The organism is Rothia sp. P5766 (genome assembly GCF_048513555.1).
Taxonomy (GTDB): domain Bacteria; phylum Actinomycetota; class Actinomycetes; order Actinomycetales; family Micrococcaceae; genus Rothia.
In genome coordinates this window covers 68,711-93,810 of record NZ_JBLXXS010000013.1, presented here as the reverse complement: position 1 = coordinate 93,810, position 25,100 = coordinate 68,711, and the positions used below count along the sequence as shown (strand labels likewise).

22 protein-coding genes are annotated in these 25,100 nt (G+C 54.2%); 6 read left to right on the top strand and 16 right to left on the bottom strand.

All coding sequences use genetic code 11. The features are described from left to right. The first annotated feature begins 433 nt into the window (after window positions 1–433). Window positions 434–1,417, top strand: a complete 984-nt coding sequence (locus tag ACN08V_RS08315) for an LLM class flavin-dependent oxidoreductase (protein ID WP_419105216.1) — start codon at window positions 434–436, stop codon at window positions 1,415–1,417. Here ACN08V_RS08315 and ACN08V_RS08310 read toward each other — a convergent pair. The 5 genes from ACN08V_RS08310 to ACN08V_RS08290 form a co-directional block, all read right to left on the bottom strand. Next, window positions 1,414–2,127, bottom strand: coding sequence for a response regulator transcription factor (locus tag ACN08V_RS08310; RefSeq protein ID WP_419105215.1), 714 nt, complete (start codon window positions 2,125–2,127; stop codon window positions 1,414–1,416). The genes ACN08V_RS08315 and ACN08V_RS08310 overlap by 4 nt on opposite strands. A gap of 113 nt (window positions 2,128–2,240) precedes the next feature. Further along, a complete protein-coding gene (locus tag ACN08V_RS08305) occupies window positions 2,241–3,596 on the bottom strand; it encodes a histidine kinase (RefSeq protein ID WP_419105214.1) in 1,356 nt (451 codons plus the stop codon). A 67-nt stretch (window positions 3,597–3,663) separates the two neighbouring features. Further along, on the bottom strand, window positions 3,664–4,248 hold the full coding sequence (locus ACN08V_RS08300; protein ID WP_419105213.1) for a DUF421 domain-containing protein: 585 nt from the start codon (window positions 4,246–4,248) through the stop codon (window positions 3,664–3,666). Window positions 4,249–4,593: 345 nt separating this feature from the next. Further along, window positions 4,594–5,937 (bottom strand): MFS transporter, encoded by a 1,344-nt coding sequence (locus ACN08V_RS08295; RefSeq protein WP_419105212.1) that lies wholly within the window; start codon window positions 5,935–5,937, stop codon window positions 4,594–4,596. Between the two features lie 146 nt (window positions 5,938–6,083). Further along, on the bottom strand, window positions 6,084–9,986 hold the full coding sequence (locus ACN08V_RS08290) for a replicative DNA helicase (RefSeq protein WP_419105211.1): 3,903 nt from the start codon (window positions 9,984–9,986) through the stop codon (window positions 6,084–6,086). Between the two features lie 215 nt (window positions 9,987–10,201). Between ACN08V_RS08290 and ACN08V_RS08285 the strand changes: the two genes are divergently transcribed. Next, window positions 10,202–11,170, top strand: coding sequence for a siderophore-interacting protein (locus tag ACN08V_RS08285; RefSeq protein ID WP_419105210.1), 969 nt, complete (start codon window positions 10,202–10,204; stop codon window positions 11,168–11,170). A 19-nt stretch (window positions 11,171–11,189) separates the two neighbouring features. Here the strand turns inward: ACN08V_RS08285 and ACN08V_RS08280 are convergent, their stop codons facing one another. The 10 genes from ACN08V_RS08280 to ACN08V_RS08235 form a co-directional block, all read right to left on the bottom strand. Then, window positions 11,190–12,356 (bottom strand): glycerate kinase, encoded by a 1,167-nt coding sequence (locus ACN08V_RS08280; protein WP_419105209.1) that lies wholly within the window; start codon window positions 12,354–12,356, stop codon window positions 11,190–11,192. A 573-nt stretch (window positions 12,357–12,929) separates the two neighbouring features. Beyond that, on the bottom strand, window positions 12,930–13,235 hold the full coding sequence (locus tag ACN08V_RS08275; RefSeq protein WP_419100741.1) for a hypothetical protein: 306 nt from the start codon (window positions 13,233–13,235) through the stop codon (window positions 12,930–12,932). A 190-nt stretch (window positions 13,236–13,425) separates the two neighbouring features. Further along, window positions 13,426–13,875 carry a 50S ribosomal protein L9 gene (gene rplI / locus ACN08V_RS08270; RefSeq protein ID WP_419100740.1) on the bottom strand — a complete coding sequence of 150 codons (450 nt, stop codon included), beginning with the start codon at window positions 13,873–13,875 and terminating at the stop codon, window positions 13,426–13,428. 22 nt (window positions 13,876–13,897) lie between these two features. Then, entirely contained in the window at window positions 13,898–14,134 is a 237-nt protein-coding gene (gene rpsR, locus ACN08V_RS08265; protein WP_004005948.1) for a 30S ribosomal protein S18, read from the bottom strand. A 131-nt stretch (window positions 14,135–14,265) separates the two neighbouring features. Then, complete coding sequence (locus tag ACN08V_RS08260; RefSeq protein WP_419105208.1) at window positions 14,266–14,910, bottom strand: single-stranded DNA-binding protein; 645 nt, start codon at window positions 14,908–14,910, stop codon at window positions 14,266–14,268. Window positions 14,911–15,027: 117 nt separating this feature from the next. Continuing rightward, window positions 15,028–15,333, bottom strand: coding sequence for a 30S ribosomal protein S6 (gene rpsF / locus ACN08V_RS08255; protein WP_419100738.1), 306 nt, complete (start codon window positions 15,331–15,333; stop codon window positions 15,028–15,030). A 221-nt stretch (window positions 15,334–15,554) separates the two neighbouring features. Beyond that, window positions 15,555–15,917, bottom strand: a complete 363-nt coding sequence (locus ACN08V_RS08250) for a TM2 domain-containing protein (protein ID WP_419100737.1) — start codon at window positions 15,915–15,917, stop codon at window positions 15,555–15,557. Between the two features lie 21 nt (window positions 15,918–15,938). After that, window positions 15,939–17,210 carry a hypothetical protein gene (locus ACN08V_RS08245; protein ID WP_419105207.1) on the bottom strand — a complete coding sequence of 424 codons (1,272 nt, stop codon included), beginning with the start codon at window positions 17,208–17,210 and terminating at the stop codon, window positions 15,939–15,941. Between the two features lie 182 nt (window positions 17,211–17,392). Continuing rightward, a complete protein-coding gene (locus ACN08V_RS08240) occupies window positions 17,393–18,280 on the bottom strand; it encodes a hypothetical protein (RefSeq protein ID WP_419100735.1) in 888 nt (295 codons plus the stop codon). A gap of 2 nt (window positions 18,281–18,282) precedes the next feature. After that, window positions 18,283–19,269, bottom strand: coding sequence for an ABC transporter ATP-binding protein (locus tag ACN08V_RS08235; protein WP_419100734.1), 987 nt, complete (start codon window positions 19,267–19,269; stop codon window positions 18,283–18,285). A gap of 234 nt (window positions 19,270–19,503) precedes the next feature. On the opposite strand from ACN08V_RS08235, the gene ACN08V_RS08230 reads away from it, so the two are divergent. Continuing rightward, window positions 19,504–19,956, top strand: coding sequence for a hypothetical protein (locus ACN08V_RS08230; RefSeq protein ID WP_419105206.1), 453 nt, complete (start codon window positions 19,504–19,506; stop codon window positions 19,954–19,956). Window positions 19,957–20,054: 98 nt separating this feature from the next. On the opposite strand, the gene ACN08V_RS08225 is transcribed toward ACN08V_RS08230, so the two are convergent. Beyond that, the gene (locus ACN08V_RS08225; RefSeq protein ID WP_419100732.1) at window positions 20,055–21,482 is read right to left on the bottom strand and encodes a CCA tRNA nucleotidyltransferase; all 1,428 of its coding nucleotides are present in this window, start codon (window positions 21,480–21,482) and stop codon (window positions 20,055–20,057) included. A gap of 91 nt (window positions 21,483–21,573) precedes the next feature. On the opposite strand from ACN08V_RS08225, the gene ACN08V_RS08220 reads away from it, so the two are divergent. From ACN08V_RS08220 to ACN08V_RS08210, 3 genes are read left to right on the top strand one after another with little or no spacing between them, the layout of a single operon-like run. Next, window positions 21,574–22,077 carry an NUDIX hydrolase gene (locus ACN08V_RS08220; RefSeq protein ID WP_419100731.1) on the top strand — a complete coding sequence of 168 codons (504 nt, stop codon included), beginning with the start codon at window positions 21,574–21,576 and terminating at the stop codon, window positions 22,075–22,077. A gap of 23 nt (window positions 22,078–22,100) precedes the next feature. Further along, window positions 22,101–23,783, top strand: coding sequence for a murein biosynthesis integral membrane protein MurJ (gene murJ, locus ACN08V_RS08215; RefSeq protein ID WP_419105205.1), 1,683 nt, complete (start codon window positions 22,101–22,103; stop codon window positions 23,781–23,783). Window positions 23,784–23,822: 39 nt separating this feature from the next. Continuing rightward, a complete protein-coding gene (locus ACN08V_RS08210) occupies window positions 23,823–25,037 on the top strand; it encodes a serine/threonine protein kinase (RefSeq protein ID WP_419105204.1) in 1,215 nt (404 codons plus the stop codon). Window positions 25,038–25,100 lie beyond the last annotated feature (63 nt).

The following is a 25,100-nucleotide window of genomic DNA, read 5'->3' as shown; positions in this document are numbered from 1 at the left end:
ATTTTCCCGATTCTGGCAGCTTCCCGCTGGTGGGGTTTTCGCTGTGTGATTAGGCGTTTTGTTGGCTTGGCGGGGTTTCCCTCGCCGCGGCGACTGGTAATACTTTACGCAGGTTTTTCACACCGCGCAAATCGAAAAAGAGGAGAGGACGGGCTCAAAGGGGCCCAAAAGGGGCTTTTTCCCACCCCCAGCCTCTCTCTGCAATGATGTTTCACCTAGTCAAAAGCTATCTGTGAGGCAGGTCTATGGTATATATCTATGACCTAGTCCACCAAAATTTCCTACCGCTCTCCCCGTTTTGCCCCTCAACGGCCCTCAGCTTTACTCATTACCTGGATATTCAACTCCCACTATCGGCACGGTAGGGAATACAAGCAAACCTCCGCACGTTCTAGGACCTAGATAAGAGCATCACCCTGAGCAAGGAAAACCAATGCCAGCACTCTCATTACTTGACTTCGCGCTCATCTTCCCTGGGGAAGGCCCCTCAAATAGCTTCAAAAGGTCTGTGGCCCTAGCCCAGCAGGCAGAAAAACTAGGCTACGACCGCATCTGGTACGCAGAACACCACAATATGAAGCGCATCGCTTCATCTGCTCCCGCAGTTCTTATTGCCCATGTTGGCGCCCACACCCAGAAAATTAGGCTGGGCGCGGGCGGGGTAATGCTCCCCAACCACTCCCCGCTCACCGTTGCCGAACAGTTCGGCACGCTGGCAGAAATGTACCCCGACCGCATAGACCTGGGTCTGGGACGCGCACCCGGAACCGATATGCGCACCCTCCGTGCGCTAGGCCGCGACCCACGAGATGCCGAACGGTTCCCCCAGGATGTCCAAGAACTCCAGGGCTACCTCACCGGTAAGACACTGGTCCCAGAAGTACATGCAACCCCTGGCGCAGGTACCAATGTTCCCCTCTACATCCTGGGGTCCTCACTCTTCGGTGCCTCTCTAGCGGGCTCTTTAGGTCTGCCCTACGCCTTTGCCTCACACTTTGCACCCACCCAGCTTGAACAGGCCATCAAGGTCTACCGCGATCGCTTCGCTCCCTCAGAGCAGCTCCAGGAGCCCTACGTTATTGCCGCCGCTAACGTCATTGCAGCGGACAGTATGCAAGAAGCCAAAGCCCAGCAGGTTATCGCCCACCGCCAGCGCGTCAAATCAATGATGCGCCTCGATGACCGCGATATGACCGATGAAGAACTCGACCTGCTCGTAGAATCAAGCCAGGGCCAGCAGATTCTGGATATGCTCCGCTACACCGCACTTGGCACAGCACCCGACATCAAGGACTACCTCACCCGCTTTGCCAATATGGTCCAGGCCGATGAAATTATGATCTCTAACCTCTCCCCCAGCACCGAGCAAGCCCACCGGGGCCTAGAGATACTGGCAGAAGCGATGATTAACGACTAAATGTCTAAGAAAGCGAGGACGGCCCGGACCCGCCGATTACCGGTATCAGCGGGAAGGTCAAGCTTGTCAAAAATGTTACCCACATGCTTAGCAACGGTAGCTGCCGAAATATAAAGGTCCTGCTCAATCTCTGCGTTGGAGTAACCCCGAGCCATGAGCCTCAGAATCTCTAACTCCCTGGGGGACAGGCGAGCCAGCTTCCCATCAGTCCTGGCAGGCACAGATGCAGAAGCTGCCAGCACCCCGCCGCTTTCTGGTGATACCGGTGGAGTTCCCGCACCCAAAAGGTGTTGCACCACATCGGGATCAATGACGGTGCCCCCGTTGGTCACGGTGGTGAGCGTCTGAGCGAACTCCTCAATATCACCCACCCGATCTTTGAGAACATAACCAAGCCCAGCCGCCGAACGCGCAAAAAGTTCCCGCGCATAGGCTGTCGTGATGTACTGCGATAACACCACAATTGGCAAACCAGGGTAAGCCTCACGAAGTTCCAAGGCAGCTTTCAACCCATCGGACGTGTGGGTTGGGGGCATACGCACGTCGGTAATCACGATATCGACCCCCTCACCGGTCTGTGCCGCATGGACGGCGGCCAGCAAAGACGGAGCGTCCTCAACCTCTGCAATAACGGTATGACCCATAGCGCCCAGAACCATCGCCAGCCCCTGACGGAGCAGAGCAGAATCTTCGGCAAGGATAATACGCATGAGCGGCCTTTCAACGGTGTCTCATTCCCAGGGTACAGACCCCGGCTACTTTCTACTGCCCAAGAACCGGCAGGTAAATAATCTACCCACCGGTTCTTTGCTCAATCAGGACCCTAGGCCAGCGGCAAACTGACCGTCAGCCGGGTAGGCCCACCCTGCGGCGAATCAAGCTGAGCATGTCCGCCCAGAGCCGCTGCCCGTTCTACCAGACCAGCCAGGCCGGTGCCACCATCCAGGTTAGCTCCTCCTATGCCGTCATCTTCTAGACTGAGCACAAGTAGGTTCTCAACCACCGCAACCGTTATCGAGATACGCTGTGCCTGTGCGTACTTGAGAGTGTTCGTGACAGCCTCGGTCACCGTGTAGTAGGCGGCCCGCTCAATCTGCTGGGGTAGACGCTCCGGAGCGTCATAGGTCAGGTGAACCGGAATGAGGGTGTGGCGGGCCAGCTCTTCCAGGGCCGCTTTCAACCCGTAGTCCTCAAGCACCGGTGGGTAGATTCCCCGCACCGTATCGCGCAAGGTGTTCTGAGCGTGGGCAAGCTGAGCTCGGGCTTCGATGACGTGCTCAAACAGCCTGCTAGCCCGCTCGTCCTGGATGCTATCGGCAAGGCCCTTAGCCTCCATCTCCGCCAGACCCAGACGCAGGTTAAGATTCACCAGCTCCTGCTGAACACCATCGTGTAGGTTCCGTTCAATCCGGCGGCGCTCACTTTCAAAAGCGTCAACGATCTTGGTGCGGGAAGCTGCAAGCTGGGCAAGCTGTTTTTGTTGCTCCTCGGGGCGAGGGGAAAGAATCAGTTTGGAGAGGCTGGCACCGGCCGCCGCTAAAAGACCGTTCAGATAGGCAAAGATGATGAGGGAAACAAGAACTATAACAAGCAGGTACCACCAGTTCTGAGGGTAGATTCGGGTGACATCACTATCAGTAAATGTTCCTTGCTCACGGTTGTAGTCGTACTCACCCCAGGTGTAGACGTTGATATAGGTCCCCCGCGCAACCAAGTAAAGATAATGCCCGCTCTGTAAATAAATAGCGGCACTGATACATCCTCTGAGGATAGTTGCCTGCAAAGAGAGGACCGCTAAGGCTAGCAGTCCGCCCACAACAGTCAGGGCAAGCGAGCCAACCTCACGCCAGGTCGCTACCTCTTTTAGGCGGAAAAGTAAACCGTCAAAGAAGTTCTCACCGGGATAGCTCACATGGCCGTCTCGAATCTGGCCGTATCCGCTGACCTTCAAACGCCACCGCTCATAGAGACCAAACCCAATAGCCGCAAAAGGCAGAAGCGCAATCCCGATCACGGAAGCGATGAGGCTAAGAACCACCGTGGACATCAGACCCTGGGCCAAGAGAGTAGCCAAAGCAAGCCAAGGGCCTGCGGAAAACACGTAAAAAGGGCTAGCCATACGCCGCCACAGGCTCCTGACGGATGGTTCCTTGCGCTGAGTATGAGAAATGTTTGTCATACTTCTATTCTTGATGAACAGACAGCACTAAACAGTGGAGCAAACTCTACTCTTGATTCCAGCCCACTCACTCTGTGGTAGAGCCAGCTCTACCGGTGAGAACCTTTTCAGCGCCGATAACACCGCGTAGCAGCTTAGGGTCAATATCCTCACCTTCACGTACGATACTGAGGTGACCGGTCACCTCTAAAATGACGCACTGAACCTGATCAAACTGAGAAATACCAGCTTTACGCAGGGCTGCATAAATCTCTGCCGGCGCCAAATGCGAGCGCTTGAGGTTGCGCACCACAAACTTACCGTGGGCCATGATGACGCGTGGCTTATGGTTGAGGTGGCGGATACCGGTCACCGACTGCACTGCCCCAAAGATAATCTCTAAGAGCATGAGCGTTCCAAGGCCCACCATGCCCGAAGCAAGAGTGGGAGGGTGACCAATGATGACACGACCAGCAACAGCACCAAACATAATGATGATGACCGCATCAAAGCCGTTCCAACCACTAAGAACCCGCACCCCAAAGATGCGGACAAGCACCAAAAAGGTTAAGTAGATACCCACTGCGGATAACATCACGATAGGAATACGCCAAAGCTCAATCCCCAGATACTCATGTAAGGCGGGACCCCAGCCCTGCGGTGGTTCCAACAAGAGAGGACTCCTCCTTTTCGTCTAGCTGGCCTAACGGTAAGTGAGATGGTTATGTTTTTATGCGATACATCCAGGCACAACAATCACCACTGCCCAAGACTCTTATGCCCTACTCAACGAAAGCTTCAGCCTAGGCAGCCCGCCACAAGAATAAGAGTATTGGTTCCGAAGTAAGTCACATACATTCTCTAACATCTTCTCAGTTTTGGAGTGAACTCGCACCAAGCACAACTGGCCGGTGACCCAGAGCTAAAGATGCCCCTTGCGAATCTTCTGGTGCTATCGTACAGCTGGCTTTCGCTCAAAAGACCGGTCGCCCCAAAACCTACACCCACTTTCCTATAACTACCTGAGGTCAACAGTCCTTCTAAGCGGAACCAGTAGTAGGGGGGCAACTGCGCCTAAGGCAATAAACAACCAACCTATTTCAGCCTCAGCCCCGGATATAACAAGCTTTGACACTACAGATGCCAGCACAGCAGCGCAGACAGTCGATGCAATTGACTCACTCAGTACAGAGGCAGTGGCAAGCTCAGCGTCCTTAAGACCATCAGCACGGGGAGGCTTCTCAAATAAAGCATTCATGACATCCAGATAGATAAGCCCTATGCCTAGGCCTGTCATACCAGAACAGCAGGTCAGTATGAGAGCCGCTCCGGTTGGGAGAACCACTAAAAGGTAGCCAATACCAATCAAGCCGGCTGAAAGACAGGCAATACCGAGACTCCCCCGCCAGATAAAATACCTACCAGTTGCAGGTTTAGCGCCGGTGAACATGCCTACAACAGCCCATGCCAGCCCTGAGGACATCAAAGTAGCAGAGATCAGAGAAACCGAATCATCAAACCGCTCCGATATGGCCACAGCAATAATGGAATCTGCACCCAAGTAGATACCTGTCAGCAAGAACTTGAGGAGAACAGCGGAAGGACGGCCCCTTCTGGCAGAAAAAACACCCGCTGGTAGCAAGAGACGTGCAAAAAATAAGGCACCAGCAACACCGCAGGGAAGAGCCAACCAGATACTGTGCTGGGATCCATTAGAGAGCGAAATAGTAAGGACAGAGGTAAAGAGGGCAAGGGAAAGAAGGAGCGTTCTCCCCGCAGACTCGCCCCTGTGCTCCACAACTTGAGAATGTTCACGGAGGCTCACAGCAACCAGCGTTCGCGCCAGCAGAAGCAGCGGCAGGTAAAGAACAAGGGCCCAACGCCAACTGAGAAGCTCGGATATCAAGGCAGCATACAGGGGGCCAACAAGAGAAGAAATTACCCACATGGCAGAGTAACCAGCCAGCACCATCTGGCGCCACCGCGCTTCAAGATGCCTTACGATAGCGGCCAGCGACACTGCCCCTAACAAGCCAGCAGCTAGACCTGAAAAGATACGCCCAGTAGCAAAAACCCAGATATTGGGGGCAAGGGCGCTAGTAACCCCACCAATTACGGTAACCCAGGTGCCGGCAAGAAGTAAGGATGACGCCTTCCAGCGCCCAAGCGCCAGCGGTGCAAGTGGAATAGTCACAAATGAGGCAGCCAATGATGTGGTCGTAATCAGGCCAAAATATTGTTGAGCTTTAAGCTCGGCACCAATTTCGGGAGTCACAAGCGAGAGAACATAAATCTGAATCCCAGCGATCAGCTCAATCAGTAGTAAAGAAACCGATAAGAGCACCGTTCTAGACCGATGCATTGCTTCCCCTCCTTGATTTTGCCCCATGATCGCCTCACCCAATACCGGATCGGTCAAGCCGTCTGGAGACTGAAGTTGACCAGGGATTCTATCTCTAGCCACCAGCCGCCGGCTACCTTATGTATGGGATGCAGTTAGTCTAGCCCCTAAAAGGTTTCAGTACCGGTGTAGGAATCGTGCACCATGTTGGCAAAGCGCGAATAGTGGCCCTGGAAGGCAACCGCAATGGTCTTAGTGGGGCCGTTACGGTGCTTAGCCACAATGACGTCGGCTTCGCCAGCGCGAGTGGACTCCTTATCGTAGTAGTCCTCACGGTGAAGCAGAATGACCATATCCGCGTCCTGCTCAATCGAGTTGTGAACGGTAATGCCGTTAGCAACAAAGTTGTGATTCCCCAGGACAGTAGCGTCAAAGACCTCTTCTTGGCCGTCGTATTCAATCCCGGTCACGGTATCCCAGAACAGGTCATTAACCGCCAGCATCTCTAAATCTGCGGCATCAAGGACCGTAGCAACCTTCTCCAGGCGCGAGCCAGACGGCGCACTCTTGTCATAGGAGGAGCCGCAGTACTGTGAGCCCATAGCGGCCTGGAACTCACGGTGGCTCATGCCTTCCTCCGACAGAATCTTTCTCACGTCATCCCAAACCTGGACGGGTGCTGTATCACCATTCGTATTGGAAGAGGATCCCCCATCGGTCAGAGCAGCAAGGAGCAAGGCACAGTTCTTAGCCCGCTCCCCGTAGGAAGAGATTTCGCGTAAAAACCTCAGCTGTTCATCACGCCCAGAAATGTCCAGGCTGTACCCCTGGCGATATTCGCCCTTGATAGTGCTAGCGCGAACCCGCGAGTTAATGCCAAACCGCAGAAGAAGAAGCGATAGCTGATCCACGAGAGCACGAGAGGTCGAACCGTAGTAGATACGGCCCGCCCGGCCATTCTTATTGAGAGTTACCGAGCCATCAGTAGCCCAAAGATGCTTGATAAACAGAGCAATCTGACGTTTGGGCAGAGCAAAGACCTGCTCCGGAATAAATTTCTCCCAAGAACGCTTATCAAAGAGCCCCAGTTCATCGAGCCACGCAGCCAAGGGATTGCCTTTACCGTGGGTCAGTTTCTCCGGTGACGGTAGACGCAAAGAAGTACAGCGAGCCGCCGGGTGAGTATCACGAACACCGGTAATTCCGAACTGCTTACGGGCTGACTCAGCCACCGCATCAAGGTTTTCCGGATCGATAGAGGCGTAGCGGATAGGCTGGTGGGCAAGCGCTGAACCATCACCAATCATGTGAGCTAGCAGAATAACCTGCTCATCGGTCCACCGGGTACGAACAGACGGGCCGTTAACGTGCCGGGGTACACCGAGCCGGTCACCTACGGATAGTTCTCCCAGCCCCTTCCAGCCGGTGTAGGTGAAGAAGGGGTGGTTGGCAGTAGCGCGGAGAGTCTTACCGGATGCAAGAGTTAGACGGTATACAGGCTTCACCCCGGTTGAGAAAACGTGGGTGAGGTGACGCTCCACAAAGCGCATATCGTCACCCAAAGACCAGACAGGGATATCCCGAGCTCCCTGCGCGAAAAGCTCAGCCATGGTTACCTCGGCACCTGTATCTGACCGTAGGATGCGAGTATCTGCCGTCAAACAACCCGACTCACGAAGGTCAGAGACCTGGGGCTTCTTGTCGGGGCGCTGCTCAGAACCACGGTTAAGCTGCGATAGGGCAATCAGGGGAACTTCAAGCTCCTTAGCCATCAGCTTGAGGGCACGCGAGAACTCTGAAACCTCTTGCTGGCGAGATTCCACTTTCTTACCGGAACTCATGAGCTGGAGGTAGTCCAGAACAATCAGTTTGAGGTCGTTCTTCTGCTTGAGACGGCGGGCCTTAGCGCGGATCTCCATAAGGGTCATGTTCGGTGAATCATCAATGAAGAGCGGCGCGGAGTCCATCTTGCCCATAGCCGTTGCAATCTTGGCCCACTGGTCATCGTCCAGTCGGCCCTTACGCAGGTCTGACAGGTTGATACCGGCCTCAGCCGACAGGATCTTCATGGCAATTTCGTTACGCCCCATTTCTAGGGAGAAGAAAACCGTGGTCATCTTGTGCTTAATAGCCGCCGAACGAGCTATATCCAAAGCGAACGTAGAGTTATGTGTCGGCACAAAAGCAGATGATGCCAGGAAAAGGTGGTCGCTGTTATCAACCTCAATGCAACGCACCGGAACAGATTCAACAGGCTCAACAGACACAATGTAACGCCAAGTACGCTTAGCCGTAGGACGGGCATCCCGTTCGCGGTGCATCTGGTTCTTGCGGGACAAGCCAAAAACGGTATCTGAGGTAGAGAAGGTCAGCTTGTACGCGGTTGAACTTTCTGGGGTACGAGCAGCCACTTTCTTGGTCCGCAGGCCGGTGCGATAGCCCAAAGAATGGACGAGTTCCTGCACATCAAGAGCAAGCTGTCTGTTGGTGACAACAAACTGAACACATCCCGCGTTGGTCACTGTCCCATCGCTGTCCAAAAGGCCCGCCAGGAGAGCCCTGCGCTGCAACTCCGATGCGCGAAGGTACGACATAGGAATGTGCTTATTATTCAAAACACCCAGAGTACGCAAACGCCCCTGCACACTCGCCCGAGAACGGTGGCAGCTCAAGCATCGCAAACCGGCAGTACACGGCCTCCCACAGTCAATGCAGGTCGCACGAGACTGTGGAGTAGCAATGAGATTTTTATGCTTACCCCCGCAGGTACGGGAGCATGTGGTGACGTTTCGGTCAGTGTGGGTGAATTCTTTCCCACAAACCTGGCAGTGTTTCGTAAACTCCCGGTTTTCTTGTGGGAGATGAACTGAATAGGTAAGGCCCTGAACCTGGCGGATGTCGTACCCATCAGCTTCAATTCCCTGGAGAACCTCATCATCTGCTGTGGTGATGCGAGCAGAAGCGGCGGCGCCGTCACCCAGCCATACCCCAAGAGTGTATGGGGCAATAGGAAGATCAGCGTCGGGCAGCTGAAGTGCACTGGCATTGGAAATGCAATGGTTAGCGCGGTTATCAGCGGTAGCGCAGCGCACCGTCTCATGAATCTCAGCGGTAGTGCGTACCTTAGCACCTGCCAGCTGCGGCTCATCTACCGCAGGTCCCCCTGCCCCTACCTTGATGCGAGCGCGACGGGAAGCCCGTGTGTGGGTAAGCCACTGGTGCTCAGCATCGGCAATAATGCGGGTTCCGTCGTCAAAGGTCACGGTATAGCAGGGACGGCCGGTCATAACTTCGGTTGCATTGATGACCTTGGTGGGGCGGCCGTCTGCACCGAGAACAAGATCACCGACCCGAATATCACCCATGGTAGTCCAACCTTCCGGGGTGGGAATCGGGGTGTCAAGCGCGAGAGCTTTACCCATAGCAGGGCGGGCCGCCACCACAACCATTTGACCAGGTTGCAAACCAGCAGTAAGTTCATCAAACTCGATGAAGCCGGTGGGAACACCGTGGATACCGCCAGCACGTGAACCGTTAGCTTCGATTTCTTCAACGGTGCTGTTCATGGCTTCGGACAGCGGGACGTAGTCTTCCCTGGTGTTATTAGCCGATACACCATAGATTTCGGCCTGGGCAGCGTTCACCAGGTCTTCCGCTTCACCATCGCCGGAGTAGCCCAGTTGAACAATCTTTGTCCCCGCCTCGACCAGGCGGCGGAGCATAGCCCGTTCTGCCACAATTTCGGCGTAGAAACCGGCGTTAGCCGCTGTGGGCACACTGGCGATAAGGCTGTGCAGGTAGGCTGCCCCACCTACCCTGTTGAGTTCGCCGCGCTTGGTGAGCTCATCGGCTACGGTAATCGCGTCTGCCGGTTCGCCGTGCCCGTAAAGGTTGATAATCGCTTCGTAAATCATCTCGTGGGCAGGCTTGTAGAAGTCTGCGCCGCCACCGATGACCTCAACAACGTCGGCAATAGCGTCCTTGGACAGCATCATGCCTCCCAGAACTGACTGTTCTGCGGTGTCGTCGTGCGGCGGTGTGCGAACAAATTCAGACTGACTCTCAGACAAAGCTGCCCCTTCGGATCAAAAGATGGTGAGCTTCTATCATCTCACTTTAGGGTAGGTGTGTCCTACCCTCTTCGCTCTGAGGCTAGAGGGGTGAAGGCGGTATCTGGAAACATAGTTCACCCCGTGTGATGCAGACAACCATACAGGAGTAGCATGGTACATGAGACCAGACAGGTCTGAGAGACCGCTGTATCGCGCACCTGAAAGGACTACACGTGGGCAAAAAGAACAAAGGCAAAGAGAATGATGCCAAAGACCTCATCAAGGAACTTAGGCACCTTAGAAAGAGCCACAAGAAACTTCTCAAACGGGTGCAAAAGCTAGAAGAGTCCTTGGCTGCCTACACAGCTTCAGCCGCCCCCACTCCAGAGGTGCCGACTGAGGCAGAATCAACCGACTCGCAAAATACGAGTAAGCCAGCACAGAGCGCCTACCCTGCACCCATGAAGTCCGGCAAGTACAAGAACGGCTACGCCCCTTACAAGGTCACTGAGGTAGGCAAACTCACCCCCACCGTTATGCGCCTAGTAGCTGAACCTGCCGGTCAAGCCCGCGCTGAGTCACAGGGCCTGGTGGGTGAGTATATTCGACTTGTGACCGGTAAACAGGGTGAAGCGCTCCCCGAACCTGATCAGGCCAAAAACAAGGTGCGGTGGAACCAGCCCACCAAGAGCACTAAGTACACGGTTCGCTCCTACAAGGAAGAAACCGGGGCGCTTGAAATCAATATCGTTCTCCATGAAGCAGGAGCAGGCACTACCTGGGCGCAGGAGGCAGCGGTGGGGGACCTCATCCACCTTCTGGGCCCAAAGTCCGGCTACGAGATTAGTGACGACTACGATTTCTACCTGCTTGCGGGGGACGAAACCGGACTACCCGGCATGGCTCGGTGGATCGAGTCCATGCCCTACGATGCCCGGGGTGTAGCTTTTATCCAGGTAGCAGGCCCGGATTCACACCAGCAGATTGATGCACCCGAAAACTTTGAGCTGGTTTGGGTCGACTCCACCCTGCCCGGGGCGCTAGCTGATGCCGTTCAGTCTTACCCCCTGCCCCAGGGCGCTATCTTTACCTGGCTTGCAGGAGAGTCGGGTTCTATTCAGCCACTCAGAGCATGGGTACGGCGGGAGCTAGGGGTTCCCAAGGGCCACGGGTATTCAAAAGGCTACTGGAAAAAGAAGTAAAACAACCCAGTAAAATCGTTTATTGACCGGCTTTGATTCCCTCTGGGGGTTCAAGGTAATTACGCGCTATCAGCGCACCTAGCTCCTGCACATAGGGAGCCGGGTCAGCTAGCGACTCTGCCAGCCTTGCCTGGGTATCGGCTGTTACCGAGTAAACAGCGGTGAAACCTGCCCCCTGATATTGTTCTTGACGCAGTTCATTGATACCGCACACCGCAATGGCAGGGATACCCTTTTGGTGCGCCGCGTCAGCAACGCCAGCAGGCCCTTTCCCCTGGAGGGTCTGCTCATCAAATTTACCTTCCCCGGTGACAACAAGATCTGCGCAAGCAAGCGCATCGTAGAAGCCCGTGAACTCACAGCAGATATCCACGCCGGGGCTCACACTTGCACCAAGAACAGACATGCAGGCAAAGCCCAACCCACCAGCCGCCCCGGCCCCGGGTGCGTGCGCGAATGTTCCACGTGAAACATTAAGTGATTCTTCAACGAGGACAGCTAGCTTTTCAAGGTTTTGGTCCAGTAAGGGGACTTGCTCCGGGGTGGCTCCCTTCTGTGGCCCATAGACTGCCGCCGCACCATGAGGGCCAACAAGGGGGTTGGTAACGTCACTGGCAACAATGATGTTGAGGTCCTGCAAGCGGGCATCTAGCCCGGAGATATCCACGCCTGCTAGTTCCGCTAAGGCACCGCCGCCGGGAGCAAGTTCCCTACCTAGCCGGTCGCAGAAACTTACACCGAGCGCCTGAAGCATACCCGCTCCCCCATCAGTAGTAGCAGAGCCACCCAGGCCAACAATAGCTACCTGCGCCCCGTTCTCTACCGCATGTAGCAGCAGCTCTCCCACGCCGTAGGAGGTAGCGTGCCAGGTATCAAGCTGTTCAGAAGTCAGTGAAGCCATACCGCAAGCCTGAGCGACCTCAAGGACGGCGGTATATTCAGCTTCAGAGTAGGCGTAGCGGGCAGTAACTTTCTGACCAGAGAAGGGGCCGGTCACTTGGCACTGCACTTCGGTGTAACCTGCGGCCAGAGCGGCATCGACAGTGCCATCACCACCATCAGCAATAGGGCAATGCACCACGGAATAGTGAGGTGCTACGCTCTGTATCCCCGCGGCCAGCGCTTCGCAGAGCCGCGCACCGCTCAGGGTTCCTTTGAATTTATCAACCGCCAGTAAAACTTTCATGGGTCTATTATGTGCAGATTAAGACGCATTCGATAAGCCACAGAACTCTACACGCCCTTGAGATACACGGCCGCTTATCTATTGCCTACAGGTAAGCGCTTAAAGCAGTGGTGCCGGGTCCTGCGACCCGGCACCACCATTACACACATTTACACATCGATCAAAGACCCATGCAAAATACACACTTTCTTTCTTGAGGTCCAGAAGAACCGGCCACCTTGCGGCTGTTCTTCCCTTGAACCTGTACTACCAGTATGCTCCAGCGGCCTGAGCGCGATATAGATTGTTTCTGTGGGCGGACTGAGAATATCTGTTCCTCTCTTGCCTCCAGAGCACCGTCGGGTGCAGGGAAGACCGCAGATAGGCACAAAAAGTGGCGAGGCCCCCATACTGGTCTCGCCACTCTCCGATGAAAGACAGGTTCAGCATTACCTGACTTTGAAGCACACACACATTCGCTTCTTATAGCCTTTCAAGCTAATACCTCTATATAACCTCACTAGGCTTATGGTGGGTTTTAAGTTACCTGGGAACAAGCTGGGTATTTATATTTTTTACTGCAAAAACTTCTTCTTAGGCAAAAGAACCAATAATAAAGAACCACAGAACAGGGTTAGCAAGGACCGAAACCACCATCACTGCGATAAAGCCACCGGTGTGCCGCGAAAAGCGGATCAGTCCCACCAGGGCAAGGATAAAAGCTAGGGCTGCAGCTAGAACAGAAAGAACCATAAAACCTAGCAGGGTAGCTAAAACCGTTGAGGGGGGTCCAATATTGACCGCAAACGCCAACACAAGGGATATCAGTGAAATTACCTCAGTTACGACAGCGGCAATAAAGGTCTGGGTGCTCTGAGGGCGCGGGGTAGGTTTAGCCATACCCTCTAGCATGCCAAACCAACCTGGAAAACCCGAATACTACGGACCCACTACACACGCCAGTTTCACCACATTAGCCACAGCTATCCCACAGTGCGCCACAGTGTCAGACCATGCGAAAGCCCCGTTCTCTCCTGACGGGAGAAAACGGGGCTTTTAGGTTGGCCGTAACGGGTAATAAACGAGTTTATTACTCGGCTACAACATCCAGCTCAACGTTGGCTACAACGTCTTCGTGCAGACGCACGGAAACAGTGTAAACGCCGGTGCGCTTGATAGCGGAACCGAGGTTAATAGCGCGCTTGTCGATTGAACCTGCACCGGCAGCTTCAATAGCTTCAGCTACGTGCTCAGCCTTGACGGTGCCGAAGAGACGGCCGTCAGCGCCAGCCTTGTGAGCGACAACAACGGGCTTTGCCGACAGAGCAGCCGCAGTTGCCTTAGCTTCTTCGAGGTTAGCCTTGGCGCGAGCTACACGAGCTGCACGGATTGACTCAACCTGCTTTTCGCCGCCTACAGTCCAGGTGACTGCAAAGCCACGGGGAAGCAGGTAGTTACGAGCGTAGCCGTCCTTAACGGTAACGACGTCGCCAGCAGCACCGAGACCGGTGACTTCCTGAGTAAGAATGATCTTAGCCATGTTCTTCTACTCTCCTATCGATTTAGCGGCCAGCGCCTGAGTAGGGCAGCAGTGCAACTTCGCGGGCGTTCTTGATTGCCTGAGCAATCTTGCGCTGTTCCTGAACGGTTACGCCAGTAACGCGACGGGCACGGATCTTGCCGCGATCGGAGATGAACTTACGCAGAAGTGCAACGTCCTTGTAGTCGATTACGGTAACGTCTGCAGCCTTCAGCGGGTTCTGCTTGGGTTTGGGCTTACGGATTTCAGCCTTAGCCATCGTGGTGCTCCTTTTTCTCTTGGGAGCCCGCGGCTCTCACCGCGGGATGGATGAATATTTGGTCTTGTTCACAGAAGGACACTTGGTGCGCACCCTCCTCTGCATATGGCAGGTAAGTGCCTGCCAGCACCTTAGAAGGGAGGCTCGTCGTCGGCTCCACTACCCCAGTCATAGTTACCGCCGGACTGCTGGCCCCAAGGGTCAGCGGCTGGAGCCGGTGCCTGCTGGGGAGCTGCCTGAGGAGGAACTGCGGGGCTTGCCTGCGGGGCAGGGGTGCCGTAGCCGCCCTGCTGGCCGCCGTAGCCTGCGCCACCGCCAAAGCCAGCCTGGGGTGCGGCGTTGTAGCCGCCCTGGTTGGCATTGTTGTAGCCGCCACCAAAGCCCTGGTCGCCACCAAAGTTGCCACCTGAGCGCTGGTTACGGGATACGTTAGCGGATGCAAAACGGAGTGAGGGACCGATTTCTTCGATCTCTAGCTCCATTGAAGTGCGACGCTCGCCTTCTTTGGTTTCATACGAGCGGGACTTTAGACGGCCCTGCGCAATAACGCGCATACCCTTTTTGAGGGTTTCAGCGACGTTCTCCGCAGCTTCACGCCATACGCTGGCACGCAGGAAGAGGGTCTCGCCTTCTTTCCACTCGCCTGATGCGCGGTCAAAGTTGCGGGGGGTTGACGCGATCGTGAAGTTAGCTACCGCTGCCCCGTTGGGGGTGAAGCGAAGCTCAGGATCGCCTGTCAGGTTACCGATTACGGTAATGACGGTGTCGCCAGCCATGTGATGCCTCCGGTCGTAGTTATAAGAGTAAGTATTTGAAGTTTTGCACGGGGGTCTGACATTTTAGAAGCCCCTCGCGGGAGGTTAACCTAGTTTTCCTCGCCCCGTTTCAAACATTTACTTGGAGGAGATCTGCTGATCTTCCGGGCGGATGATCTTGGTGCGCATGACGGACTCGTTCAGATTCAGAACGCGGTCCAGTTCAGCAGCAGTCTCGGGGGTTGAGGTGAAGTTAACAACGGCGTAGATGCCTTCGCTCTTCTTCTGGATTTCGTAAGCGAGCTTACGGCGGCCCCAGATGTCCATCTTCTCGATGGTGCCGTTGTCCTTGGTGACAACTTCGAGGAACTTGGTGAGGGTGGGCTCTACAGCCTTGTCCTCGACCTCGGGGTTGAGGATAACCATCAGTTCGTATGCACGCATGATTAAACCCCTCCTTTGGGCTAAGCGGCTATGGGATTTCCATAGCAGGAGATTACGTACTGTCTGCCCGGGCTCAGGTGTTGGCTGGCACCAGCACAGACTCCACCCACTTTACAGGAGTAGGGAGGGTTTAGGCAGGTTTTTGAGGTTTTAAAGAGTGTTGCCCGCAGCACTGTAGGCGAGCTGTTTCTTAGGGCACCTAAGCCCCAACTCCCAGTGGCTTAGCTCCTGTAGGTGGCCCGGCTCTTCATCAGGGCATTGAGGTAACCTACGCGCACGGGTATGGTGAAGAGATCCCACAGCATGACAATGGCCAAGGGGGCATAAGATATCCAGCCAACAAAAGGAATACCTGCTGTCAGGGCCGCCGCAATGGCATTCCCTACAAGGTAGAAAATCCCCATAAAGGGCTGGCGGAGGTAGAACTTATGGGCACCGAGCCACCACAGGAAGATAAAGAGCAGGTAGGCCACGAGAGTCGATTTGGCCTGGACAATATAAACAGGCTGGCCCTGGGCGTATGAATAGGGGTGCCCAGGGTTATTGATGTAGGTGGGGCTGTAATGCTGAGGTTGTTCAGACATGCTTTCCTGCTTCGAGTCCGCCTAAGAAGTAGCGGCAAATTGTTGGAGAGTCGGTTGGGAGAGAACGTCATCAGAAACAGATTCTTGTAGCTCTTCCCTACTTGTTTTTTTATCTCCCAGACCGACGCTAATATCGGCGTGGTTTCCATCTGAGACTACCTCAGCGTCAATAGTGAATGTGATGATTTCTCGCTGGGCTTTACCGTCTGCTAGGTAGGTCAAATCCATGACAGCCTGTTCATGCTCAGAGGCATGCCACAGGCTAGGTTTGGCGGTATCTTGAACCAGGTAAAACGCAGGTCGAGAGACGAGCTTCCACTGCACATCACTGATAGTTGCAGTTGAGTCATTCCCATAGATAGCGGAGGTGGGACACCCCACGACATCGAGCCTTCGTGAACTCTCACAGCGACTCAACCAGGAATCAATGAGTTCATCTGTCTCTCTCCACATGCGGGGGGACGGGCGGACCTCCAAGTTTAGGAGGGATATTTCGCTACTCCCGTCGGGCAGGGAGCTAGTCACAGTGCGCTCTACCGGGGAAAGTACATAATAGGACGTTGAAGGTAACGAGACGGTGTATGCACCGGGCAAGAGAGGAACCAGCCAAGAATAGCCCCCGTCAACCCTAAGACGGCGTGTCTTAGGCAGGCTCAGAGAGTGGCCGTTGACTGTAATTTCTGAAAGATCCACAGGGGTGGTTAACTGCAGATAATTCTGTGCTGAGGTCGCTAGTTTCCAGGTGTCATTGAAGGGGCCGCTTCTGGGCTCCAGTACAAATGGCAGTACCAAATCGTGCTCTTGCCCGTTGGCAAGGGCCCGCACAGTGACTTCAGCACGGTCATCCGGCTCAGGGGCGGAACTCAAAATGGTATAGCTTTCCACCCGTCCTTGAGCGGAGCTGTAGATAGTGTTGGTGAGATAGGTGTATGTGAAGCTTCTGTAGGCTTCCTCGTCCAGACCGTCGATATAATCGCCACGCTGAAGCGCCTGTATATACTGTTCAGCGGCTTCTTCTGGACTATGCGGCAGGGAATAGTAGTTACCCACCGACGCAATTACCAGGGCAAGCACCGACACGAACAGGGCTGTTAGGGTCAAACGAATCTTGATGCTACGGGCATCTCTGCGGGTCAGAATACCCGCTGCCCGTTCAGAGAACTCACCTACCTGGCCAGAGAACCGACCCACTTTTTGCACCGAAGCGGAAAAATTTTCACGAAGCTGCTCCCCGTGAGCGTGCAAGACAGAGCGAGCACTTCTCTGCTCTTCATTTTTGTCACGCTCAACCATGCCACCATTGTATGCCGGAGCGCTGGTGTATCTTTGCCTCCGCGATCAATCATTTCAAGATAGAAGAAACATATTTATTCAAGCCACAGGAGTAAGTCGCAAACTAATGGGCGCTGGAGCTCTGCTTATCAGAACTCCACCGCCCACCGGTATGTGTAAGCTACACCTTCCAGGGACAAAAATTATCCACGGGTATCCGAAAAACGGAACCGAAGGTAGCCGAGCAAGGCCGGGATAAAGGCCCAGAGCGCAAACCAGGAGCCAGCCTCCAGGTAGCCCATATCCGCATCAGCTCGCAGATCATAGGTCAAAATTACTCGCCCCAGAGAAGAGGGCAGGTAATTCATCGCATCAGCTACCCATTCCACTTGACCCGAAAAAATGGCCGCAATGATGGGAAGGATGAAGAAAACCACAACGACCATAACAATGCCCGCAGCATTGTTCCGGAAGAGGGTGCCAAAGCCGTACCCCATCCAGGCCATCAACATGAAGTAAATACCGGCAGCTACCCAGTTAAGCATCAGCCCGTTGTTGAACTCTAGGGTATCTTTCACAGAGCTATCAAGAACTGCGTAGCCAACCCAGTAGCCGATGCCCGTAACGACTACACCGAGTACGAAGGAGTAGACAGACAGGACGATAAGTTTTGCCAGGTAGTAACCTGTTCTCCGGGGCACAGCGGTCAAGGCCGCCTGAATTGACCGAGTGGAATATTCAGAACCGATAAAGACTGCCGCAAGAGAAGCAACCAGCATATTGGCAAGGTCAATACCGGAAGAACCCATCGCATATGCCAAATTGGTAATACTTTCGATCCCGGCGTTGGTCTGCTCCATTTGTTCAGACATCTTTGCCAGACTCTCAGCGTCCCGAGCCATTGAGTTAAGGATCGTGGCGTATAGCGGTGCCATTCCAATCATGACCAGAGCGGTCACTAGCGTTATCACCCAGTTGGTAACTAAAGACCGGAACTTGAGCGATTCCGAGCGAATCACGCCCCAAAAGGTGAGTTTTTTACCGGCGAATTGAGAAGGGCTCACCGGAGCCGCAAGAGATGTGTTCGCCATGATTATTTCTTCTCCCCTGTCTCGTTGCTGCTAGTTCCCCAAGGCGTATCCGGAATGTTCTCTGCTTGCACCTGGGCCAATTCAAAGGTGCTTGAGTTGTATTCCACATCATCACGGGTCATATTCATGTAGACCTGCTCCAGCGTGGCAACCTGTGGGGTGAGCTCATGCAGTAACACACCACGGTCACGCGCAAGCTCAGCAAGGTGACGAGAAGCTACCTGCTCCACCATCAGACCGTCCGTGTCAATAGCACTAAAAGCATAGCCAGCTTCTTGGAGGGCACCGGCAAAAGCCTCTCTGCTATCGGTGCGAACCAGCACTTTATTCTGATCACCAATGGTGAGGAACTCTTCCATCGAGCAGTTAGCCAGCATGCGGCCACGCCCAATCACAATAAGGTCATCGGCCGTTTGAGACATCTCACTCATGAGATGGGAAGAAATCAGGACAGCTCGCCCTTCACTGGCTAGGTGCCGGGCCAGGTTACGCACCCAGATGACGCCTTCCGGGTCAAGACCATTGACGGGCTCATCCAGGATGATATTTTCAGGGTCGCCCAGCAGAGCGGCGGCAATACCCATGCGTTGGCCCATACCCAGAGAGAAGCCCTTAACCTTCTTCTTGGCTACGGCACTCAGGCCAGTCATTTCGATGACCTCATCAACACGAGTCTTGGGAATACCGTGGGTCAGAGCCAGCGAGCGCAGATGGGCCAGCCCACTTCGACCGGGGTGCATGGCTTTGGCATCGAGTAGGGCACCAAGGCTAGAGAGCGGGCTAGGCAGGGAACGGTAGGGTGAGCCATCTACTAGAGCTTTCCCTTGGGTGGGCTTTTCGAGGCCGACCAGCATGCGCATGGTGGTTGATTTGCCGGCACCGTTGGGGCCCAAAAAGCCGGTAACTTTGCCGTTGGGGACGGTGAAACTTAGGTCATTGACGGCTGTCTTAGAGCCGTAGCGTTTGGTGAGGTTTTTGACCTCTAACATGGGTGTCCTCTGCAATAGGGGGGATTCTTCTTCTCTGAACCTTACAGGGTTTTGGACATACTGATATCCACCCAAAGGATGAATCCTGGAGAATATTTTGGTGGTGGAAGGTGAGAAACGGACAGAGACACCGACAGTGAACAAATTATCCACCAGCTACCTGAACAGGCACTGTGGGAAGATTCTTGGGAAGGGCCGCTTTGGGATCAAGACGCGAGCACAAGCCGTATTCAGATGCTCCCCTCACAAGAGTTTGAAGATGCCCTGTGCCTTGCTCATGCAGTCAGCAGCCTGCTAGCTCATCCACCTCGCCCTAGCCGGCTTCTACCCCAGCAGCTAGTTGGTGTAGATAGCCAGATAGCACCAAGCTGGCATTATCTTCAAGCCAATCAGCACATCACGATTTTCCTGCCCCCTGTGGCCCAGCCACCCCAGCAGACCTATCTGTCAGTATGGTTGCCCGGTGCCATGGTGGAAAGCTTTGCCCTCTACCGAAACGAGGAGGGAAAATTCTTCATTGTTGCCCACGAGAAGCTCACTCCAGAGAGCACTTTTATTTCTCTTCAGGAGCTCAGCAAACGCCAAACTATCGCTGATATTTTTGGTCACCCCTTGGATCTATCTTTGCTCTGTCAAAACCTGCCCACCATTTTTGCAGATATAGGGCAGGGTTCTACAGGTCGATGATCTCCTAGCTACTATCTATTCAATAGTTCCAAGGCTCAAGCCAATATTTCTAAGGCACAAACTCTAGGGAAAATCGATTAAACTCTATCTTTCGGGCTCTAACTTACTTGCCCTATCCCCTGTTCAGCTGCCCATGCCCGCAGACGCCAAGTAGCTTCTTCTTCACCCAAGGCACCTTCATCCAAGCGCATATTCAGCAAGAACTTATAGGCCTGCCCCACCAGCGGGCCGGGCTTAATACCTAAAATTGCCATGATTTGCTCGCCGTCCAGGTCCGGGCGCAGAGAGTTCAGCTCTTCCTGCTCGGCAAGTTCAGTGATGCGGCGTTCTAGGTCATCATAGGCCGAGGAGATGCGGTGAGCCTTGCGCCTGTTGCGGGTAGTGACATCGGCACGAGTCAAGCGGTGCAGACGTTCCAGCAGTTCTCCCGCATCGCGCACGTAGCGCCGCACAGCAGAGTCTGACCAACCAGCATCGCCGTATCCGTAGAAACGCATATGAAGCTCTACCAGCCGAGCAACAGCCTTGATAGTGTCGTTATCAAACCGCAGTTCCCGCATCCGCTTCTTAGTCAGCTTGGCACCCACTACATCGTGGTGCAAAAAGCTCACAGAGCCGTTCTCTTCAAACTTACGGGTAGCGGGCTTACCGATATCGTGCATGAGAGCAGCAAAACGCAGAATGAAGTCAGGGCCGGGTACCGCACCATCATTATCCGTTTCCTGTGAAGCGGCCTGTTCCATAACGGTTAAGGAATGTTGGTAGACATCCTTATGCCGGTGGTGCTCATCAACTTCTAGCTTAAGGGCCGGGATCTCTGGTAAGACATAGGAAGCCAGGCCTGATTCCACCAGCAAGTCAACACCGCGGCGGGGCGCTGTCCCGCAAATAAGCTTGACCAGTTCATCACGTACGCGCTCAGCGGAGATAATAGTGATTCGCTCGGACATATCGGTCATGGCTTCAAAAACCTCAGGAGCAAGGTCAATATCCAGCCGGGAAGCAAACCGGGCGGCACGCATCATACGGAGCGGGTCATCGGAGAAAGAATCCTGAGGGGTGCCAGGTGTTCGAATGATCCCAGCTTCTAAGTCTCGCTGACCGCCAAAAGGATCAACAAGCTCCAAAGACGGCAGGCGCAGGGCCATTGAGTTAATCGTGAAGTCACGCCGGAGGAGGTCATCTACAAGGTCAGTTCCGAAAGCCACGACCGGTTTACGGGAATCAGAATCGTATTTCTCAGCGCGGTAGGTGGTGATTTCGACCATCTCATTGCCCTTACGGATTCCGATGGTCCCGTATTCCTTGCCGATTTCCCAGGTGGCGTCTGCCCACCCTTTGACTACTTCTAAGGTCTGGTCCGGAGTGGCGTTGGTGGTGAAGTCCAGGTCTACCGATGTTTCCCCTAGAAAAAGGTCACGAACGGGCCCTCCCACCAGGGAGAGCTCAAATCCTGCGCGGTTAAATAGCTCGCCCGCCTCAAGGGCCACAGGGTGAATCAAAGAGGTATCAAATACATGCGCCATAACCCTTCAATCGTGCCAGCAAAATGCACAAGTTACCACTCACACCTACCTTTTTAAAACATCGTCCCCGCATATCGGTTAAGGTAGAGACATGACTTTTCCTATTCCACGGGCACCCAAGAGGCGGACTTTTACGCCCCTCGTTGCCATGCCCACGGTCGAGGAGGTCTCCGCAGGCGGTGTGATTGTCGACTTTAACGACCGAAATCTGCCTGTAGCCATCATCGCCCGAGTCAATCGCGGTGGCCGTCTCGAATGGTGCCTACCCAAGGGTCACCCCGAAGGTGATGAATCTAAGGTTCGCGCTGCTGCCCGTGAGATTGAGGAAGAAACTGGCATCTGTGGGGAAGTCATTACTTCTTTGGGTAGCATCGATTACTGGTTCAACGTCTCGGGGAATCGAGTCCATAAGACCGTCCACCACTTTCTGTTCTCCGCAACCGGGGGTGAATTGACTACTGAGAATGATCCCGATCATGAGGCGGTAGATGTCGCCTGGGTCAATATTGATGATTTGGGGCGCAAGCTCTCTTTCCCCAACGAGCGGCGTATCGCTGAAATCGCTCGCGAATACATCATTCACCAGCTTTCCTAGCTCCTGATTAGATAAGGATTCCCGTGGCACGTTCCGGTGCTCTTTCCAGCGCGATTATGGCTGCTGGAACCCTGGTTTCTAGGATTCTAGGGTTTGCCAAAACTTTTCTGATTACCGTTGCCCTTGGTTCTACAACCACTGTGGGCGATATTTTTGAAACCGCTAACACCCTACCAAACCTGATTTATGTTCTGGTGGCCGGCGGTATTTTCAATGCTGTGCTGGTGCCGCAGATTATCAAGGCAGCCAAGCATGATGATGGCGGTTCTGACTATGTTTCCCGCCTGGTAACACTTGCGGTTAGCGGTATAGCAGCTATTACTGCCCTTGTCCTGCTGTGTTCCTGGCCTATTATCCAGGTCATGGGTAGCAGGTGGAGCCCCGAGCAGCAGCACTTCGGTCTTATTTTCGCCTTCTGGTGTCTACCCCAGATTTTCTTCTATGGCCTCTACACAGTTCTAGGCCAGGTCCTGAACGCTCGCGGGGCTTTTGGCTGGTATATGTGGGCACCTGTGCTCAACAATGTGGTTGCTATTGCGGCGCTCATCGTCTTCATCTTCCTTTTTGGGCCCCAGGACGTCACCACTAACCCGCCCTACCATAATCTAGACAGTTGGACCTCAGCTCAGACTCTAGTTCTGGCAGGATCTGCCACCCTAGGTGTGGCTTTACAGTCACTGATTCTTTTTATTCCGCTCCGAAGAATCGGGCTACGGTTACGACCTAAGTTTGGCTGGCGCGGTATTGGACTGGGCACTGCCGCCCATCTGGCAGGTTGGACCCTCGCAACCGGCGTGATTTCTAACCTGGCCTTTATGTATCTGACCAAGGTGGCTGCTGGCGTGGTGGGTTCTCGCGAAGAGTTATTGGCCGCCGGTATCCAGATTCCGGGTGTTCAGGCCCTGAATTATTCGTCCATGCTCTATTCTCTGCCCCACGGTGTCATTGGCCTGTCGATTGCCACGGTGCTCTTCAATCGTATGTCTGCCGCCTCCCAGGAGGATGATCGCAGTACTGTTGCCTCCGCACTCTCTTCGGGTCTTAGGACCGCTTCGATTGCAACTATCTTCTGTGCTGTAGTTCTTGTGGTCTTTGCTGGGCCTGTAGGGATGATTTTCGGTGGCGGCTCCCAACAGTCCGGTGCAGTCATTGGCCAAACCATAGCGATAATCGCCCTTGGTGGGCCTTTCCTCACCGTTGCTTTCATGATGGGCCGTGTCTTCTATTCCCAGGAGGATGCAAAGACCCCCTTCTACGTCCAACTTTTCTCTGCTTTCGTTATTATTGCCCTTGGTTTTACAGCATCGCGACTATCCCCCCAGCACGTTATCTACGGCCTTGCACTAACGTATGCCCTCCAGAATGTTCTGGCGGTCTATCTGAGCCACCGGGTCCTGGTACGCCGTCTAGGTGACTACGATGTGAGAGGTATCGTCCTGACTCACGCTAAAGTTGCGTTTGCATCTCTGGGAGCAGGGGTCTTCGGCGTTGTTGCCCTCTATCTTCTGGGTGGCTATAGCTTTGATGGGTTCGCCTGGGAGTCAAGACTCAGTGCTTTCTTCACGGTGCTGCTGGGGGGCATCGTCATGGCAGTTGCCTACTATGCATTCCTCTTAATTTTCCGAGTCAAAGAATTAGATACCCTAATCAACCCGATTATGAATAAAGTCGGTGTGCTTACTCGCCGTGTCCGTGCTAGCAGGTAGTATCAGATACCAAAGAACCATTCAAACGGGAGGCCCCTTTTGACACCGCAGATTCCTCTTAACACCCTGTTGGGAGATCGCTACAAAGTCACCGCGCATGTTTTGGAAACCGCGGGCGGCGATGCAGTGCTCGATGGCCTAGACCAGGTATTGGGTCGCAAGGTTTCTATAGTTGTTGCCGCGCCCGAACACAATCGTCTCTTGGTTACAAATGCACGCAAATCAACGACTCTGACTCGTTCAGCAGTCCAGGTTCTTGACCTGGGCAACAAAGATGACAGCACCTACCTCATTACCTCCCATTCTCGCCCTGACACTCTCCTCGATGTTCTGCTGACTGAAGGTGAGAGCGGAAATACCGAAGAATTTGGGGAGGAAATTTTCGGTGATACGGGGTCTATGGCGGCCCCCAACACCTATGTGGTTGCTAAAGAAGCCAGCACAGTCGGTGGCGGGGCGATCTCTGCTATCAGGTCTGTGGATGAGGTGGCCGATGAGCCAGCAGAAGAATTTGAAGAGTACGATGCCGAAGAAGATGGCTACTACGAAGCGGACGAACCAACTGACCGTAATGGCGGTGTCTGGATTGTGGGCATCGCAGCTGCCCTCCTGCTTGTGATTGGCGCTGGAGCTGTCTTTGTGACCCTGGGTGGGCTTTCAAAGTCCGGTGAGTCTTCAGAGGCTTCGGGCGAAACAAGCGTTAGCGCCTCTGCTTCAGAAGGAGCAGCATCAGATGGTAAGGCTTCTGCAGCTGGGGAGCCCTCTGCTCCGGCAGAGAAATCTGCTGCCCCAAAGATTGACGGGACTTTTACTCGCTCAGTTCCTTCATCACCGACGCTGATGGCCGAAAGTGATTCTATGCTGGCTCATCTGACCGATAAGAATGAAGCGACGACCTGGACATCCTTGGCTTTTGGTTCGCCCAATTTTGGGGGCCTGGCAGATTCTGTCTACCTCTTGGCTAAGTTAGATGAGGCAACAACAGTTAAGAGCATCACTATCAACCAGGTTTCAGGTACCGGCGGCCAATTCACCATCTATGCCTCTGAAACTGCTTCTGCAGATGGCGGCAAGGAAATTGGATCTGGCAGTTTTGCAGCGAGCGGGGAAACCACTGTACAGCTCAATAAGGACGCCCAGAAGGGCAAAACCAAGTACATCATCATTAAGTTCACTGCGGCGCCTCAGCTGAGCCAGCCCATTGTTGCTGGTTACCCTTACGGTCTTCGTATCGCTGAAATCAGTATCAACTAAACCTTTGCAGCTGCCGGCGGGTGGGGTGGGGATATTACCCACCCACCCGCCGTTATATTGCAC

Coding starts and splice junctions, on each gene's coding strand:
- rpsR (WP_004005948.1), bottom strand. CDS start 14,134: ATGGCTAAGGCTGAAATCCGTAAGCCCAAACCCAAGCAGAACCCGCTG.
- ACN08V_RS08315 (WP_419105216.1), top strand. CDS start 434: ATGCCAGCACTCTCATTACTTGACTTCGCGCTCATCTTCCCTGGGGAA.
- ACN08V_RS08310 (WP_419105215.1), bottom strand. CDS start 2,127: ATGCGTATTATCCTTGCCGAAGATTCTGCTCTGCTCCGTCAGGGGCTG.
- ACN08V_RS08230 (WP_419105206.1), top strand. CDS start 19,504: ATGCTCCCCTCACAAGAGTTTGAAGATGCCCTGTGCCTTGCTCATGCA.
- ACN08V_RS08240 (WP_419100735.1), bottom strand. CDS start 18,280: ATGGCGAACACATCTCTTGCGGCTCCGGTGAGCCCTTCTCAATTCGCC.
- ACN08V_RS08260 (WP_419105208.1), bottom strand. CDS start 14,910: ATGGCTGGCGACACCGTCATTACCGTAATCGGTAACCTGACAGGCGAT.
- ACN08V_RS08235 (WP_419100734.1), bottom strand. CDS start 19,269: ATGTTAGAGGTCAAAAACCTCACCAAACGCTACGGCTCTAAGACAGCC.
- ACN08V_RS08280 (WP_419105209.1), bottom strand. CDS start 12,356: ATGAAAGTTTTACTGGCGGTTGATAAATTCAAAGGAACCCTGAGCGGT.
- ACN08V_RS08220 (WP_419100731.1), top strand. CDS start 21,574: ATGACTTTTCCTATTCCACGGGCACCCAAGAGGCGGACTTTTACGCCC.
- ACN08V_RS08250 (WP_419100737.1), bottom strand. CDS start 15,917: ATGTCTGAACAACCTCAGCATTACAGCCCCACCTACATCAATAACCCT.
- ACN08V_RS08295 (WP_419105212.1), bottom strand. CDS start 5,937: ATGCATCGGTCTAGAACGGTGCTCTTATCGGTTTCTTTACTACTGATT.
- ACN08V_RS08245 (WP_419105207.1), bottom strand. CDS start 17,210: ATGGTTGAGCGTGACAAAAATGAAGAGCAGAGAAGTGCTCGCTCTGTC.
- ACN08V_RS08275 (WP_419100741.1), bottom strand. CDS start 13,235: ATGGCTAAACCTACCCCGCGCCCTCAGAGCACCCAGACCTTTATTGCC.
- rpsF (WP_419100738.1), bottom strand. CDS start 15,333: ATGCGTGCATACGAACTGATGGTTATCCTCAACCCCGAGGTCGAGGAC.
- ACN08V_RS08305 (WP_419105214.1), bottom strand. CDS start 3,596: ATGACAAACATTTCTCATACTCAGCGCAAGGAACCATCCGTCAGGAGC.
- rplI (WP_419100740.1), bottom strand. CDS start 13,875: ATGGCTAAGATCATTCTTACTCAGGAAGTCACCGGTCTCGGTGCTGCT.
- ACN08V_RS08225 (WP_419100732.1), bottom strand. CDS start 21,482: ATGGCGCATGTATTTGATACCTCTTTGATTCACCCTGTGGCCCTTGAG.